The 16,161-nt window shown below is 48.7% G+C and carries 12 protein-coding genes; 8 read left to right on the top strand and 4 right to left on the bottom strand.

The window, feature by feature from the left end:
* Positions 1–105 precede the first annotated feature (105 nt).
* Positions 106–1,515 (bottom strand): 3-isopropylmalate dehydratase large subunit, encoded by a 1,410-nt coding sequence (leuC, locus tag HMPREF2608_RS03950; RefSeq protein ID WP_070826049.1) that lies wholly within the window; start codon positions 1,513–1,515, stop codon positions 106–108.
* Between the two features lie 264 nt (positions 1,516–1,779).
* Between leuC and gshA the strand changes: the two genes are divergently transcribed.
* From gshA to HMPREF2608_RS03985, 7 genes are all read left to right on the top strand, one after another.
* Positions 1,780–3,138, top strand: a complete 1,359-nt coding sequence (gene gshA / locus HMPREF2608_RS03955) for a glutamate--cysteine ligase (protein ID WP_070826050.1) — start codon at positions 1,780–1,782, stop codon at positions 3,136–3,138.
* Positions 3,139–3,241: 103 nt separating this feature from the next.
* Complete coding sequence (gene corA, locus HMPREF2608_RS03960) at positions 3,242–4,312, top strand: magnesium/cobalt transporter CorA (RefSeq protein WP_070644802.1); 1,071 nt, start codon at positions 3,242–3,244, stop codon at positions 4,310–4,312.
* Positions 4,313–4,429: 117 nt separating this feature from the next.
* Positions 4,430–4,912 (top strand): acyl-CoA thioesterase, encoded by a 483-nt coding sequence (locus HMPREF2608_RS03965; protein ID WP_070826051.1) that lies wholly within the window; start codon positions 4,430–4,432, stop codon positions 4,910–4,912.
* A gap of 127 nt (positions 4,913–5,039) precedes the next feature.
* On the top strand, positions 5,040–7,811 hold the full coding sequence (gene gyrA, locus HMPREF2608_RS03970) for a DNA gyrase subunit A (RefSeq protein ID WP_070826052.1): 2,772 nt from the start codon (positions 5,040–5,042) through the stop codon (positions 7,809–7,811).
* A gap of 64 nt (positions 7,812–7,875) precedes the next feature.
* Positions 7,876–9,717, top strand: a complete 1,842-nt coding sequence (gene uvrC, locus HMPREF2608_RS03975; protein WP_070826053.1) for an excinuclease ABC subunit UvrC — start codon at positions 7,876–7,878, stop codon at positions 9,715–9,717.
* 27 nt (positions 9,718–9,744) lie between these two features.
* Positions 9,745–10,494, top strand: coding sequence for a type I 3-dehydroquinate dehydratase (aroD, locus tag HMPREF2608_RS03980; protein WP_070826054.1), 750 nt, complete (start codon positions 9,745–9,747; stop codon positions 10,492–10,494).
* Between the two features lie 134 nt (positions 10,495–10,628).
* Positions 10,629–11,198, top strand: a complete 570-nt coding sequence (locus HMPREF2608_RS03985) for an acetate uptake transporter (RefSeq protein WP_003686493.1) — start codon at positions 10,629–10,631, stop codon at positions 11,196–11,198.
* 77 nt (positions 11,199–11,275) lie between these two features.
* Here the strand turns inward: HMPREF2608_RS03985 and yfaE are convergent, their stop codons facing one another.
* From yfaE to nrdA, 3 genes are all read right to left on the bottom strand, one after another.
* Positions 11,276–11,575 (bottom strand): class I ribonucleotide reductase maintenance protein YfaE, encoded by a 300-nt coding sequence (gene yfaE / locus HMPREF2608_RS03990; protein ID WP_003686421.1) that lies wholly within the window; start codon positions 11,573–11,575, stop codon positions 11,276–11,278.
* Positions 11,576–11,680: 105 nt separating this feature from the next.
* On the bottom strand, positions 11,681–12,814 hold the full coding sequence (gene nrdB / locus HMPREF2608_RS03995) for a class Ia ribonucleoside-diphosphate reductase subunit beta (protein WP_004520359.1): 1,134 nt from the start codon (positions 12,812–12,814) through the stop codon (positions 11,681–11,683).
* Positions 12,815–13,095: 281 nt separating this feature from the next.
* Positions 13,096–15,375 carry a class 1a ribonucleoside-diphosphate reductase subunit alpha gene (gene nrdA / locus HMPREF2608_RS04000; protein WP_070826055.1) on the bottom strand — a complete coding sequence of 760 codons (2,280 nt, stop codon included), beginning with the start codon at positions 15,373–15,375 and terminating at the stop codon, positions 13,096–13,098.
* Between the two features lie 404 nt (positions 15,376–15,779).
* Here nrdA and HMPREF2608_RS04005 point away from each other — a divergent pair, with 404 nt between their 5' ends.
* On the top strand, positions 15,780–16,112 hold the full coding sequence (locus tag HMPREF2608_RS04005) for a stress response protein (protein ID WP_070826056.1): 333 nt from the start codon (positions 15,780–15,782) through the stop codon (positions 16,110–16,112).
* Positions 16,113–16,161: the final 49 nt, after the last annotated feature.

Below are 16,161 nucleotides of genomic sequence, written 5' to 3' on the forward strand. Positions count from 1 at the left end.
ATCAATGATTAAGAAGGTTTTCAGACGTTTTGCGCAATAGGAAAACTTACTTGAGCAAGGTATTGTTTCAGACGGCCTGATCAATAAAGGCCGTCTGAAAATACTTTAAGCCATAGTGCGGATGTCGGTAAAGTGGCCGGTCACTGCGGCTGCGGCTGCCATGGCAGGGCTGACGAGGTGGGTGCGTCCGCCGTTGCCTTGACGGCCTTCAAAGTTACGGTTGGAGGTGGAGGCACAACGTTGTCCCGGGGTTAGGCGGTCGGCATTCATTGCGAGGCACATAGAGCAGCCCGGCTCGCGCCATTCAAAACCGGCTTCGATAAATACTTCGTGCAAGCCTTCTTTTTCTGCCTGCTCTTTAACCAAACCGGAGCCGGGAACAATCAACACGCGTTGTACATTGTCCGCTTTTTTACGGCCTTTTGCGATAGCGGCGGCTTCGCGCAAGTCTTCGATACGGCTATTGGTGCAAGAGCCGATAAAGACGATATCGACAGGAATTTCGTTTAATGGCGTACCGGCTTCCAAGCCCATGTATTCAAGGGCGCGTTCCATGCCGCTGCGTTTGACCGGATCGGCTTCTTCGGCAGGATTAGGCACTTTGCCGCTGATGTCCAAAACCATTTCAGGTGATGTTCCCCAGGTTACTTGAGGTTCGATGTCTTCGGCTTTGAAGTGGTATTCTTTATCGAATACTGCGCCTTCGTCAGACACCAGCGTGCGCCAGTACTCGACGGCGTTGTCCCACGCTTCGCCTTTAGGTGCGAAAGGTTTGCCTTTTACATAGTCGATGGTGGTTTGGTCGACGGCAACCATGCCTGAGCGCGCACCGGCTTCGATCGCCATATTGCACAAGGTCATGCGGCCTTCCATAGAAAGGCTGCGGATGGCTTCGCCGCCAAACTCAATGGCGTAACCTGTACCACCGGCCGTACCGATTTGACCGATGATGTAAAGTGCCACGTCTTTGGCGGTAACACCGGGTTTCAGACGGCCTTCAACGGAAATCAGCATGGATTTGGATTTTTTTGCGGTAATACATTGGGTTGCCATGGTGTGCTCGACTTCGGAAGTGCCGATACCGTGCGCTAATGCGCCGAATGCGCCGTGGGTAGAAGTGTGAGAGTCGCCGCAGACAACGGTCATGCCGGGTAGGGTAGCACCTTGCTCCGGGCCCATAACGTGCACAATGCCTTGACCTTTATCCATGAACGGGAAGTAGGCGAGTGCGCCAAACTCTTTAATGTTTTTGTCCAAAGTATCGACTTGCAGTTTGGAAATCGGGTCTTGAATACCTTTGTCCCAGTCGCCGGTCGGGGTGTTGTGATCGGCTGTGGAGACTACGCTGTCGATACGCCAGAGTTTGCGGCCGGCCATTTTCAAGCCTTCAAATGCTTGCGGGCTGGTTACTTCGTGAACCAGGTGGCGGTCGATGTAAAGCAGGACAGTGCCGTCTTCTTCTTCGCGGACGACGTGGCTGTTCCAAAGTTTATCGTAAAGGGTTTGTGCGCTCATGATGAGTTTCTTTGCTAATTGGTAAGTATGAATGATGGTTTGTGTTTATGGGCGGATTTTAGGCTTTTTATAGGGGCTGCGCAATAGAAATTTGTCCAATTTTTAAAATTTGTCGTAAAGTTTCAAAAATTCTTATTGAAAATTAGACAAATTGTAGAATTATTGACAAAAAGATGCATTTTATCTGAAAGAATACTTGTCGAAATGCACTAAAAAGTTCTATCATTCTCACTCAACATCCACATTTACCAAGAGGTATAGAGAATGAAATTACCGGTAATGGCTCCTGAGCATCTGACTCAATTACGGGAATTTGAGAAAAAAGTCCTTGCCAATCATGCTAAAATCGAAGCATGGTTCCGTTCGCATTGGAACGAACACCGTCCGCCGTTTTATGGTTCGGTTGACATCCGTAATGCCGGTTACAAAATTTCATCTATCGATATGAACCTGTTTCCGGGCGGCTTCAATAATTTGAATCCCAACTTTATCCCGCTGGCAGCGGTTGCCGCGCAAGATGCGGTACAGCGCGCCTGTGAAACGGCAAAATCCGTATTGATTATTCCTGAAAACCACACGCGCAACACATTCTATCTGCAAAACGTTTACGCACTCAGCGAGATTTTGCGTTCGGCAGGATACGAAGTGCGCTTGGGCAGCCTGAATCCGGAAGTGACTGAACCAACCGAGTTTGAAACCGCATTAGGCGACAAAATTTTGCTTGAGCCTTTATTGCGTACCCGTGAGCGCGTCCATCTTGCAGACGGTTTCTCGCCTTGCGTCGTCTTGTTGAACAACGACTTGTCCGCGGGCGTTCCCGACATTCTCAAAGGCATCAGCCAAACCGTATTGCCTCCGCTGCACGGCGGTTGGACGACGCGCCGCAAAACAGAGCATTTCAGCGCATACAACCAAGTCGCCGCCGAATTTGCCAAGCTGATTGACATCGACGAATGGCAAATCAATCCTTATTTTGAAAAAATCAGCGGTTTGGATTTCCAAGAGCGTGAGGGTGAAGATGCGTTGGCAGGCGCGGTAGAGCGTGTATTGGCGAAAATTCAAGCCAAATACGATGAATTGGGTATTGCCGATCAGCCTTTTGTTATTGTGAAAGCCGACGCAGGTACTTACGGTATGGGCGTGATGAGCGTTAAATCTGCGGATGAAGTGCGCGGCTTGAACCGTAAAAACCGCAATAAAATGGCGAAAGTCAAAGAAGGCTTGGAAGTCAGTGAAGTCATTGTCCAAGAAGGTATTTATACCTACGAGACCATGAACGGCGCCGTGTGCGAACCCGTCGTTTATATGATGGACCGTTTCGTTATCGGCGGCTTCTTCCGCGTACACGAAGGCCGTGGCGCGGACGAAAACCTCAACGCCGGCGGTATGGTATTTGTCCCGCTGTCCAACAGTATCCCCACCGGCAGCGGCGACAATTCCCAAGAAGCCCCCGAAGCCTGCAAGCGCGTATTTGAACAATGGGACTCGCTCGGCATGCCACGCTCTGAAAAAGACTGTGATGTGGACAACGAACACAACCGCCTCTACGTTTACGGCGTAATGGCGCGCCTGTCCTTGCTTGCCGCTGCATTGGAGTTGGAGAAAACCGCGCCCCAAGCCTAATAAAGCGTTGATCGATATTGTCAGGCCGTCTGAAAATTAGTTTTCAGACGGCCTTTTCTGTCTGTACAATTCATTCTAACTAAAAAAAACATGATTTATTTTTATGAGCAAACCAGCCAATCCAGTTGAAATAACCGACAATCTGCAAGACCAAACCATGAAGCGTAGCAATACCGACAATGCGCCGCGTTCTGCTATCCATCAAACCTTGTATTCCGCCGATACCTTTGCTCAGCATGATTATCTTGCCGGAAAAAACTTGCCCGATATTGTCCGTCCGCAAGAAGGCCAAATCAACTGGCTACATTTTGTCGGTATTAATGATGTCGCCTTGCTCAAGCACGCGCTTGAGCCTTATGGCATTCATGAGCTGGTTATTGAAGATATTCTCAGTCGTAAGCAGCGTCCGAAAATTGAAGATTACGGCAACTATGTTTTTACTGCCGCACAGGTTTACCACTATACCTCTACGGGCAAACTCCATTCTGACCAAGTGTATGTGATTATCGGCAAAGATTTTGTGTTGTCTTTCCAACAAAAACCGCTGGGCTTATTCAGCCATCTTCGCCGGCAGATGCACGAGAATCCGCACAATATTTTGAACAAAAATACGGCGTTTCTTGCTTATTGCCTGCTCGACCGTATTGTGGACGACTATTTCATTGTTTTGGAGTCGTACAACAACCGTGTCGAAGTAATAGACAAGTCGCTGTTTAAAAATGAAAACAGCGATATTCTCAGTAAGATTCACCGACTCAAACGCGATGCCGTCCGTCTGCGGCGCACACTTTTGCCATTGCGCGATGTGTTCTACCAACTGGCCGTGCGCGGCGATTTTGCCATTTTCAAAGGCGAATCGACCGTCTATCTGCGCGATGTGTACGACCACAATATGCAGCTTATTGAATCGCTTGATGCCTCGCGTGATATGGTGTTGAGCATGATGGACATTTATCTTTCCTTCCAATCCAACCGCATGAACCAGCAAATGCGCGTGTTGACGGTTATCACCATCATCTTTATGCCGCTGACCGTCATCACCGGTATCTACGGCATGAACTTCGACAATATGCCCGAGCTGCATTGGCATTACGGCTATTTCATGGTTTTGGGTGTGATGCTGTGCATCATCATCGGACTGCTGATTTTCTTTTCGCGTAGAAAATGGTTATGATCAGGTGTGGCAGATTGAATTTTTCCACTCAAAAACGGTAGAATCAAAATTCCTACAAAACATGCCGTCTGAAATACTAGGCGGCCTTAAAAACAAACCACTTCAAGAGGCCAAACTATGGAACAAGCACGCCAACTTCCTTCTCACGAACTCATCATGTCCGAGCTGATGATGCCGGATACGGCAAATTTCAGCGGCAACGTCCACGGTGGCGAATTATTGCGCTTGCTCGACCAAGTCGCTTATTCCTGTGCCAGCCGATACAGCGGCAACTACTGCGTTACCTTGTCTGTCGATAAAGTTTTGTTTAAAGAGCCTATCCATGTCGGCGAACTGGTAACCTTTTACGCCAGCATTAACTACACCGGCCGCACTTCTATGGAAGTCGGCATCCGTGTAGAAGCGCAAAACATCCGCACCAGTGAAGTGCGCCATACCAACAGCTGCTACTTCACCATGGTTGCCGTAGAAGACGGCAAGCCGGTTGCCGTGCCACCTTTGGAAATCAATACACCGCGCCAACGTTGCCGTTATGAAAAGGCTAAAAAGCGCAAAGCATTGAGCTTGCAGGCTTCCGATGAAGATTCTTGCAGCAACTAAATTGAATTTATTAAATAATGAAGGCCGTCTGAAATCCTGTTTCAGACGGCCTTCACGCAAAAGCCATAAACCGCTTGTTTTGTGGTAGAATCAACAAGATTTTTGCCATACGAAATTACAGATAATCATGACCGACGCAACCATCCGCAACGACCATAAATTTGCACTTGAAACCCTGCCTGTCAGCCTTGAAGACGAAATGCGCAAGAGCTACCTCGATTACGCCATGAGCGTGATTGTGGGTCGAGCCCTGCCGGATGTCCGCGACGGTCTCAAGCCGGTACACCGCCGCGTGTTGTACGCGATGCACGAGTTGAAAAACAACTGGAATTCCGCCTATAAAAAATCGGCGCGTATCGTCGGCGATGTTATCGGTAAATACCACCCTCACGGCGATACAGCTGTTTACGACACCATCGTCCGCATGGCGCAAGACTTTTCCATGCGTTATGTGCTGATCGACGGTCAGGGCAACTTTGGTTCTGTTGACGGCTTGGCCGCAGCAGCCATGCGTTATACCGAAATCCGCATGGAAAAAATTTCCCATGAAATGCTGGCGGATATTGAAGAAGAAACCGTTAATTTCGGCCCCAACTATGACGGCAGCGAACATGAGCCGCTGGTATTGCCGACCCGCTTCCCTGCGCTGTTGGTAAACGGTTCGTCCGGTATTGCCGTCGGTATGGCAACCAATATTCCTCCACACAATTTGGGCGATACCATCAATGCCTGCCTGCGCTTGTTGGATGAGCCTGAAACTGAAATCGACGAGCTGATTAACATTATCCAAGCGCCCGATTTCCCAACAGGCGCAACTATTTACGGTTTGAGCGGAGTTCGCGAAGGCTATAAAACCGGCCGTGGCCGTGTAGTGATGCGCGGTAAAACCCATATCGAGCCTATCGGTAAAAACGGCGAGCGCGAAGCCATCGTTATCGATGAAATCCCATATCAAGTCAACAAAGCCAAGCTGGTTGAAAAAATCGGCGAGTTGGTACGCGAAAAAACGTTGGAAGGCGTATCCGACCTGCGCGATGAGTCCGACAAATCCGGTATGCGTGTCGTGATTGAATTGAAACGCAATGAAAATGCCGAAGTCGTTTTGAACCAACTCTACAAACTGACCCAGCTGCAAGACAGCTTTGGTATCAACATGGTGGCTTTGGTTGACGGTCAGCCGCGCTTGTTGAACCTGAAACAAATCCTGTCCGAATTCCTGCGCCATCGTCGCGAAGTCGTTACCCGTCGTACTTTGTTCCGCCTGAAAAAAGCGCGTCATGAAGGCCATATTGCCGAAGGTAAAGCAGTTGCCTTGTCTAATATCGACGAAATTATCCGCCTGATTAAGGAATCTGCCAATGCGCCGGAAGCCAAAGAAAAACTGCTGTCCCGCCCATGGCGCAGCAGCTTGGTTGAAGACATGCTCAGCCGTACGGATTTGGACCTGCACATGATGCGCCCTGAAGGCTTGCCAGAGAATTTGGGGTTGCACAGCCAAGGCTATTATCTGAGCGAATTGCAAGCTGATGCCATTTTGCGCATGAGCCTGCGTAACCTGACCGGCCTCGATCAGGAAGAAATTGTCGGCGAATATAAAAACCTGATGAGTAAAATCATTGATTTCGTGGATATTCTTTCCAAACCAGAGCGCGTTACCCAAATCATCCGCGAAGAATTGGCAGACATCAAAGCCAACTTCGGCGATGAGCGTCGCAGCGAAATCAATCCGTTTGGCGGCGATATCGCCGATGAAGACCTGATTCCGCAACGTGAAATGGTTGTTACCCTAACTCATGGCGGCTACATCAAAACCCAGCCGACCACCGATTATCAGGCGCAGCGTCGCGGCGGCCGCGGCAAACAGGCAGCGGCAACCAAAGACGAAGACTTTATCGAAACCCTGTTTGTTGCCAACACGCATGATTATTTGATGTGCTTTACCAATTTGGGCAAGTGCCATTGGATTAAAGTGTACAAACTGCCGGAAGGTGGCCGAAACAGCCGTGGTCGTCCGATTAACAATGTTATTCAATTGGAAGAGGGCGAAAAAGTCAGCGCCATCTTGGCCGTCCGCGAATTCCCCGAAGACCAATACGTCTTCTTCGCCACTGCACAAGGCATGGTGAAAAAAGTCCAGCTGTCTGCGTTTAAAAACGTCCGCAGCCAAGGCATCAAAGCCATCGCGCTTAAAGAAGGCGATTACTTGGTCGGCGCAGCGCAAACCGGCGGTGCGGACGACATTATGTTGTTCTCCAACTTGGGCAAAGCCATCCGCTTTAACGAATATTGGGAAAAATCCGGTAACGATGAAGCAGAAGATGCCGATATCGAAACCGAAAATGAAGATTCAGACGGCCTGGATGATGAAAATGCCGAAAATGCATTGCCAAGCGGCAAACACGGTGTCCGTCCGTCCGGTCGCGGCAGCGGCGGTTTGCGCGGTATGCGCCTGCCGGCCGATGGCAAGATTGTCAGCCTGATTACCTTCGTCCCTGAAGCCGAGCAAAGCGACTTGCAAGTATTGACTGCTACCGCCAACGGCTATGGCAAACGTACCCCGATTGCCGATTACAGCCGTAAAAACAAAGGCGGCCAAGGTAATATCGCCATCAATACCGGCGAGCGCAACGGCGATTTGGTTGCCGCGACTTTGGTTAGCGAAACCGACGACCTGATGCTGATTACCAGCGGTGGCGTCCTGATTCGTACCAAAGTTGAGCAAATCCGTGAGACCGGCCGTGCTGCCGCAGGTGTCCGCCTGATTAATCTGGATGAAGGCGAAACCCTGGTCAGCTTGGAACGCGTGGCCGAAGAGGCTGAAGATGAAGCCTCTTTGGAAAGCGATGTAGCTGAAAACCAAGTGGTAGAAGCTGAAAATACTCCGTCTCAAGAATCTTAAACGTCAATGAAAAAGGCCGTCTGAAAAGTTTTCAGACGGCCTGCTTATTCCAAAAGAAAATCCCGTGAGCGCAACCGAACCGTTCGATTTACCTCTTTTTCTGAAAAATCTGCCTAACCTGCCGGGCGTGTACCGTTTTTTTGACGAAGACAATAATGTTTTGTATGTCGGCAAAGCGGTCAATCTCAAGCGGCGCGTTTCCAGCTATTTCCAAAAAAACGACCATTCGCCGCGCATCGCATTGATGGTAAAACAGGTTCACCATATCGAAACCACCATCACGCGTTCCGAAGCCGAAGCGCTGATCCTCGAAAACAACTTCATCAAAGCCTTGTCGCCGAAATACAATATTCTTTTCCGCGATGACAAAAGCTATCCTTATCTGATGCTCAGCGGCCATCAATATCCGCAGATGGCGTATTACCGCGGCACACTGAAAAAGCCCAATCAATATTTCGGTCCGTATCCCAACAGCAACGCCGTGCGCGACAGCATTCAAGTGTTGCAAAAAGTCTTTATGCTGCGTACCTGCGAAGACAGCGTATTCGAGCATCGCGACCGTCCTTGTCTGCTTTACCAAATCAAACGCTGCACCGCGCCTTGTGTCGGCCACATCAGCGAAGAAGATTATCGCGACAGCGTGCGTGAAGCCGCGACTTTCCTTAATGGCAAAACCGACGAACTGACGCGTACCTTGCAACACAAAATGCAAACCGCCGCAGCGAATCTGCAATTTGAAGAAGCTGCCCGTTACCGTGATCAAATTCAAGCGCTCGGTATCATGCAGAGTAATCAGTTTATCGACAGCAAAAATCCGAACAATCCAAACGATATCGATTTGCTCGCGCTGGCGGTTTCAGACGGCCTGGTCTGCGTACACTGGGTCAGCATACGCGGCGGGCGGCACGTCGGCGATAAAAGCTTTTTCCCCGACACCAAAAACGATCCCGAACCAAACGGACAAGACTACGCCGAGGCCTTCGTCGCCCAACACTATCTGGGCAAAAGCAAACCCGACATCATCATCAGCAACTTTCCCATTCCCGATGCACTAAAAGAGGCTTTGGAAGGCGAACACGACAAACAGATGCAATTTGTCACCAAAACCATAGGCGAACGCAAAGTCTGGTTGAAAATGGCGGAGCAAAACGCACAAATGGCGATTGCCCAACGCCGCCTGCAACAAAGCAGCCAGCAACACCGCATCGACGAACTGGCCAAAATCCTCGGCATGGATTCAGACGGCCTCAATCGCCTTGAATGCTTCGACATCAGCCACATGCAAGGCGAAGCCACGATTGCGTCTTGTGTTGTGTACGATGAACAAAACATCCAGCCTTCGCAATACCGCCGCTACAACATCACCACCGCCAAACCCGGCGACGACTACGCCGCCATGCGCGAAGTGTTGATGCGCCGTTACGGCAAAATGCAGGAAGCCGAAGCCAATGGCGAGGCCGTCAAATGGCCCGATGTCGTGTTGATTGACGGCGGCAAAGGGCAAATCGGCGTCGCCGTATCGGTATGGGAAGAACTCGGGCTGCACATTCCTTTGGTCGGTATCGCCAAAGGCCCAGAACGCAAAGCCGGTATGGAAGAACTCATACTGCCTTTTACCGGCGAAGTCTTCCGCCTGCCGCCCAACAGCCCGGCTTTACATTTATTGCAAACCGTACGCGATGAATCGCACCGCTTTGCGATTACAGGCCACCGCAAAAAACGCGACAAAGCACGCGTTACTTCCTCACTCAGCGAAATCCCCGGTATCGGCAGCAAACGCCGTCAAGCATTGCTTACTCGATTCGGCGGTTTACGCGGCGTGATTGCCGCCAGCCGCGAGGATTTGGAAAAAGTTGAAGGCATCAGCAAAGCCTTGGCGGAAACCATTTATGAGCATCTGCACTGATTGGCTTGAACAGCAAAAAGGAACAATATGAAACCTGTCATCATCAAAAATATCGAGATCGGCAAAGGCCTGCCTAAAATTGCCGTACCGCTGGTGGCCGCCAATACGCAGGAATTGGAGCAGGCTTTGCGTATTTTGAAAGATACGGCTTTTGACATTATTGAATTTCGTGCGGATTTTTTTCAAGCTGCGCTTGATGCCGATTTTATTGCCGAACAATTAGGCATCACTCGACAGGCTTTTCCTGACAAGCCTTTACTGTTTACGTTTAGAAGGGCGCAAGAGGGTGGCAACACGCCTTGTGCTGACGACTATTATTTTGAATTATTGGAAAAAATTATCTGTCCCAAACAAGCCGATATTATCGACATCGAGCTTTTTGCCGAGGGAAATGGCGTAAAACAAACCATTGCTTTGGCGCATGAGTATCAAACTGCCGCCTTACTTTGCAATCACGATTTCCAAGCCACGCCGTCTTTGGCAGACATTACAGGCCGTCTGAAAACAATGGCAGAATGGGGCGCGGATATCTGCAAAATTGCCGTGATGCCGCAATCGCCGCAAGATGTATTGACTTTGTTGCAGGCAACATATGATGTTTCACAAATTATCGACCGCCCGATTATTACTATGTCTATGGGTAAAACCGGGGCCGTCAGTCGCTTAGCCGGTTCGACTTTCGGCTCGGCCGTTACCTTTGGTGCGGCACAAAAAACGTCGGCCCCCGGCCAAATTGATGCCAATGAATTAAGGAAAATCTTGGCAATTTTGGGATAGTTTAATTATTAATATTCAAGGCCGTCTGAAAAATATTTTTCAGATGGCCTGATTTTTTTAAATTTATTTCTTTTAATTTTAAATAAAATAGGTAACAATGGGTTTCCTATTTTAATAACCAGAGGAGAAATAAAATGACTACTACTAAAGAAAACCTGGCAAACCCAGGTCCAGTAGGCCTGTGTGGCTTTGCATTGACAACTTGGTTGCTCAGTCTGATTAACGGCGGCTTTTTTACTGCTCAAGAGGGTGTCGGCTTAGTTTTGGGCATGGCTCTCGCCTTTGGTGGTATCGCCCAAGTTATTGCCGGTATGTTTGAGTTCAAGAAAGGCAATACGTTCGGCTTTACCGCTTTTATCAGCTATGGCGCCTTCTGGTGGACATGGGCTTTGTTTACCATCTTTTTTAAAGGTGAAACAGCACCGGCATTTATCGGCTGGTATCTTTGCGCATGGGGTATGTTTTCGCTGATGATGTTTGTGGCCACCTTGACCAAGCCTAAAGTATTGAGCGGTATTTTCTTTTTCTTGACACTGACTTTCTTTGCCCTGGGTATTGGCGATGGCATGGAAAATCATAGCATCGTCCATATCGGCGGTTGCTTAGGCTTGGTAACTGCACTTGGTGCGTTCTACTTGGCCGCTGCGGAAGTCATTAACGAATCTTTCGGCAAGACGGTTTTGCCGGTTGGCGAACGTAAATAAGGTTGCTTAAACAAAATGCCGTCTGAACGGTGGAAATGAAATCAAAGATTTCGGCCACAATGTTCAGACGGCATTTTTTATTTGTCTTCAAATAAATCGACATCAAATAAATCCGGCTCTTTGATGCGCTCCCGACAATCAAGCTTGATGTCTTCAGTAACCCGGCAGCAGCACGGCAAAATTTCTCCGGGAGCGACAAAAGCGAGCGGAAAATTATCATAAGAGACTTTTCCATCCAAGATTTTAACCCGGCATGAACCGCAATAACCGCTGCGACATTGGTATTCAACTTCGTGTCCAGTGCGCTCCAAGCCCTCCAATAAGGTTTCGCCTTGTTGGAGTTGGAAGGTTTTGTCGTGTGTGCTAATGAGTGCCATATGATTTATTTGGATTGGAAAGGCCGTCTGAAACGGTGTAAAGACGAAATCAAAGATTTCTGCCACACCGTTCAGACGGCCTTGATCATAAAACCGAATGTTCGATTACAGCTCGAAATCGCCTAAATCGTCGGCATTGACTTCCGAATCAATCTGACCAATCAGGTAAGAGGAAATTTCCACTTCCTGCGGCGCAACCTGTACATTGTCAGAAGACAGCCATGCGTTAATCCAAGGGATCGGATTTTGGGTTGCACCTTCAAATCCGGCAGGAAGGCCAACCGCCTGCATACGCAGATTGGTAATGTATTCAACGTATTGAGCCAAAATTTCTTTGTTCAGGCCAATCATTGAGCCGTCTTTAAACAGATAGGCCGCCCATTCTTTTTCCTGCTCAGCTGCTTTTTTGAAGAGGTTGAAACACTCGTCCTGCAATTCATTCGCAATTTCAGCCATTTCAGGATCATCGGCACCGGCACGCATCAGGTTGAGCATATGCTGGGTGCTGGTTAAATGCAGGGCTTCGTCACGGGCAATCAGCTTGATGATTTTGGCGTTGCCTTCCATCAATTCGCGCTCGGCAAAGGCGAACGAACAGGCGAATGAAACGTAAAAGCGGATGGCTTCCAATACATTGACGCACATCAGGCAGAGATAGAGCTTTTTCTTCAACTCGCGCAAAGACACGGTAACAAGCTTGCCACCAACATTGTGCGAACCTTCACCCAACAGATTGTAATACTGAGTGTATTCAATCAAATCATCGTAATAGCAGGCAATGTCTTCAGCACGGGCGATGATGTATTTGTTTTGCACAATATCATCGAACACGACTGACGGATCATTCACGATATTACGGATGATATGAGTGTAGCTGCGTGAGTGGATGGTTTCGCTGAAGCTCCACGTTTCAATCCACGTTTCCAGCTCGGGAATAGACACCAAAGGCAAGAACGCAACATTCGGGCTGCGGCCTTGGATCGAATCGAGCAGGGTTTGGTATTTCAGATTGCTGATGAAAATATGTTTTTCGTGTTCGGGCAGATTGGCGTAGTCGATACGGTCGCGCGATACGTCGATTTCTTCCGGACGCCAGAAGAAAGATAATTGTTTTTCGATCAGTTTTTCAAATACTTCGTATTTCTGCTGGTCATAACGGGCGACATTTACCGGCTGACCAAAAAACATCGGCTCTTTCAGCGCGTCGTTTTTGGTTTTGGAAAAGGTGCTGTATGACATAGTTAAATGTTCACAAGACATTTATTCTGAATCCTTGTCTTTAAAGGTTTTGACAGTTTGTAGGAAATTTTTATTACACAAAATATTTTTGACCTGTTTAACCGAATAAATTAATACAGTCGCAATTAAAAATGTTACGTCTTTATTACGCCCTAGACTATCAATAATCGAAGGAATATCCATAAAACTCATATGCTTATAATGAAGAATATCCTCCCCAAGAAGCCTAAACTTTAATTACAGACTTCTTGAAGAAGTTCTGTTAATAAAAATCCAGGTCCTTAAATCTTGCAAGCCCCACCAGCACAGCCGTCATCCTGAATATCAGCTTGTGTATCATCCGCGCCGTCGCGGGTGTTGTGGTAGTACAGGGTTTTGACACCGTATTTATAGGCGGTCAGCAGGTCTTTGAGCATTTGTTTCATGGAAACTTTGCTGCCTTCAAATTTGTTCGGGTCGTAGGCGGTATTGGCGGAAATCGATTGATCGACGAATTTTTGCATTACGCCGACGAGTTTCAGGTAGCCTTCGTTGCCGGGAAGCTGCCACAGGGTTTCGTAGGCATCTTTCAGGGTTTCAAATTCCGGTACGACTTGTTTCAAAATACCGTCTTTTGATGCTTTAACGCTGACCAGGCCGCGAGGAGGCTCGATGCCGTTGGTGGCGTTGGCAATTTGCGAACTGGTTTCAGACGGCATGAGTGCGGTCAGGGTAGAGTTGCGCAGGCCGTATTTGACGATGTCGGCGCGCAGGCTTTCCCAGTCGTAGTGCAAAGGCTCGCTGCACACGGCATCCAAGTCTTTTTTGTAGGTATCGATAGGCAGTTTGCCTTGCGAATAAACAGTTTGGTTAAACAGCGGGCATGCGCCGTATTCTTTGGCAAGGTTTACCGATGCTTTGAGCAGGTAATACTGCATGGCTTCAAAGGTGCGGTGGGTCAGGCCGAGCGCGGAGTCGTCGCTGTAACGTACGCCGTTTTTCGCCAAATAGTAGGCGTAGTTGATAACGCCGATGCCGAGTGTGCGGCGGTTCATGGTTGCGGTGCGTGCTGCTGCAACCGGATAGTCTTGATAATCCAACAGGGCATCAAGTGCGCGTACGGTCAAATCGGCAAGCTCTTCCAGTTCGTCCAAGTTGTTCAATGCGCCCAAGTTGAAGGCGGACAAGGTACACAAGGCAATTTCGCCGTTCGGGTCGTTGATGTTGTCCAAAGGTTTGGTCGGCAGGGCGATTTCCATACACAAGTTGGACTGATGAACAGGTGCAACGCGCGGATCAAACGGGCTGTGCGTATTGCAGTGGTCAACGTTTTGGATGTAGATACGACCGGTACCGGCGCGTTCCTGCATTAGGGTGGAGAACAATTCTGTTGCCGGCAAAGTACGTTTGCGGATGTTTGGATCTTGCTCGTATTGTGTGTAGAGGCGCTCGAATTCGTCTTGATCGGCGAAGAAGGCATCATACAAACCCGGAACTTCATTCGGCGAGAACAGGGTAATGTTGCCACCTTTGATCAAGCGGGTGTACAGCAGGCGGTTGATTTGCACGCCGTAGTCCAGTTGGCGGATACGGTTGTCTTCTACGCCGCGGTTGTTTTTCAATACCAACAGGCTTTCGGCTTCGATGTGCCACAATGGGTAGAACAAGGTTGCCGCGCCGCCGCGTACGCCGCCTTGCGAGCAGGACTTAACCGCCGCTTGGAACATTTTGAAGAATGGGATACAGCCGGTGTGTTGTGCTTCGCCGCCACGGATTTCGCTGCCCAAGCCGCGGATACGGCCGGCGTTGATGCCGATGCCTGCACGTTGGGAAACGTATTTTACAATCGCGCTGGTGGTGGCGTTGATGGAGTCAAGGCTGTCGTCGCATTCAATCAATACGCAGCTTGAGAACTGGCGCGTAGGCGTGCGCACGCCGCTCATAATCGGGGTCGGCAGCGATACTTTAAATGTGGAAACGGCGTCGTAAAAGCGTTTGACGTAATCCAAACGGGTCTCTTTCGGGTATTTGCTGAAGAGGCACATCGCCACCAAAATGTATAAAAACTGCGGCGTTTCATAAATCTGGCGGGTAACGCGGTTTTGAACCAGATATTTTCCTTCCAGCTGTTTTACGGCAGCATAAGAGAAGGTCATGTCGCGGCTGTGGTCGATATAGGCATTCAGCTCGTCGAATTCTTCGCGGCTGTAATCTGCGATGATGTGGCGGTCGTATTTGCCTGCTTCGGTCAGTTTTTTAACGTGATCGTAGAGGTGGGGCGGCTCGAATTCGCCATAAGCGATTTTGCGCAGATGGAAAATGGCGAGGCGGGCAGCCAGATATTGATAATCGGGCGTATCTTGTGAGATCAGGTCAGCCGCGGCCTTGATGATGGTCTCATGGATGTCGTCGGTACGGATACCGTTGTAAAACTGAATATGTGATTTGAGCTCGACTTGCGATACGGAGACATTTTGTAAGCCTTCCGCTGCCCAAGTAACAACACGGTGGATTTTGTCTAAATTGATATCTTCCAAGCGTCCGTCGCGTTTGGTTACTTTAATATTCGTTGCTGCATTCATTGTTCAGTCTTCCCATTAAAAAACACAAGATACGGTATGTGATTGCTTTGAACGGCACAATATAATGTATTTTTCTTTGTTTAACTAGACTTGACAATGCGCTTTTTTCGGGGTGTGGATTAGGGGATGGGAGGCTTAAACTAGATTTTATGTGGCTTTGTGGCGATCTGATATTTTTTTGCATTTGCATCACATTTGTTCAAACATTGGCTAGAGGCTTATGAAATAAAGAAATTTATATTCGGCTTCTGTCTGCATGGAAAGTGTGTTAAATTTTGCAAAGCAAGAAGGATAGTGCTGTAATTGCTTACACTCATTTATCATGAAACATATTGAGGAGTTTGTCGATTTATTAGGCGAGGCATATAATGGGATGACTATCCAACCTGAATTGGGAGCGAATCATGTTGACACTGAAAACTTTAGGTTCTGCACTGGCAGTGGTTGCCGTATTGAGCTTTGGTACTTATTCTGCCGAAGCGGCGGTCAAACCGCATGGCCATCATGTGAGCAAACACCAGCAGGCGAAGAAAAACAAATTGCATCCTGCTTGTAAGAGATACCTTGAGCGCCGTGCTGCTTGGTATCGTTATAAAGGTAACAAGGCTGAGTTGAGGGAAAACCGAAAAGCGGCAAAAGCGTTCCGCGGTTTGCCTTATGCCGAGCAAAAAATTCAATGCCAAGCCGCTTATCTGGCATTTGATGATTTTGATCACGGCAAATTCCGCCGCCGTTAATCGTCTGATTTAAACAAAGGCCGTCTGAATGTTTCAGACGGCCTTTGAT

The sequence above is a fragment of the Neisseria sp. HMSC064D07 genome (assembly GCF_001837185.1).
Taxonomy (GTDB): Bacteria; Pseudomonadota; Gammaproteobacteria; order Burkholderiales; family Neisseriaceae; genus Neisseria; species Neisseria flavescens_C.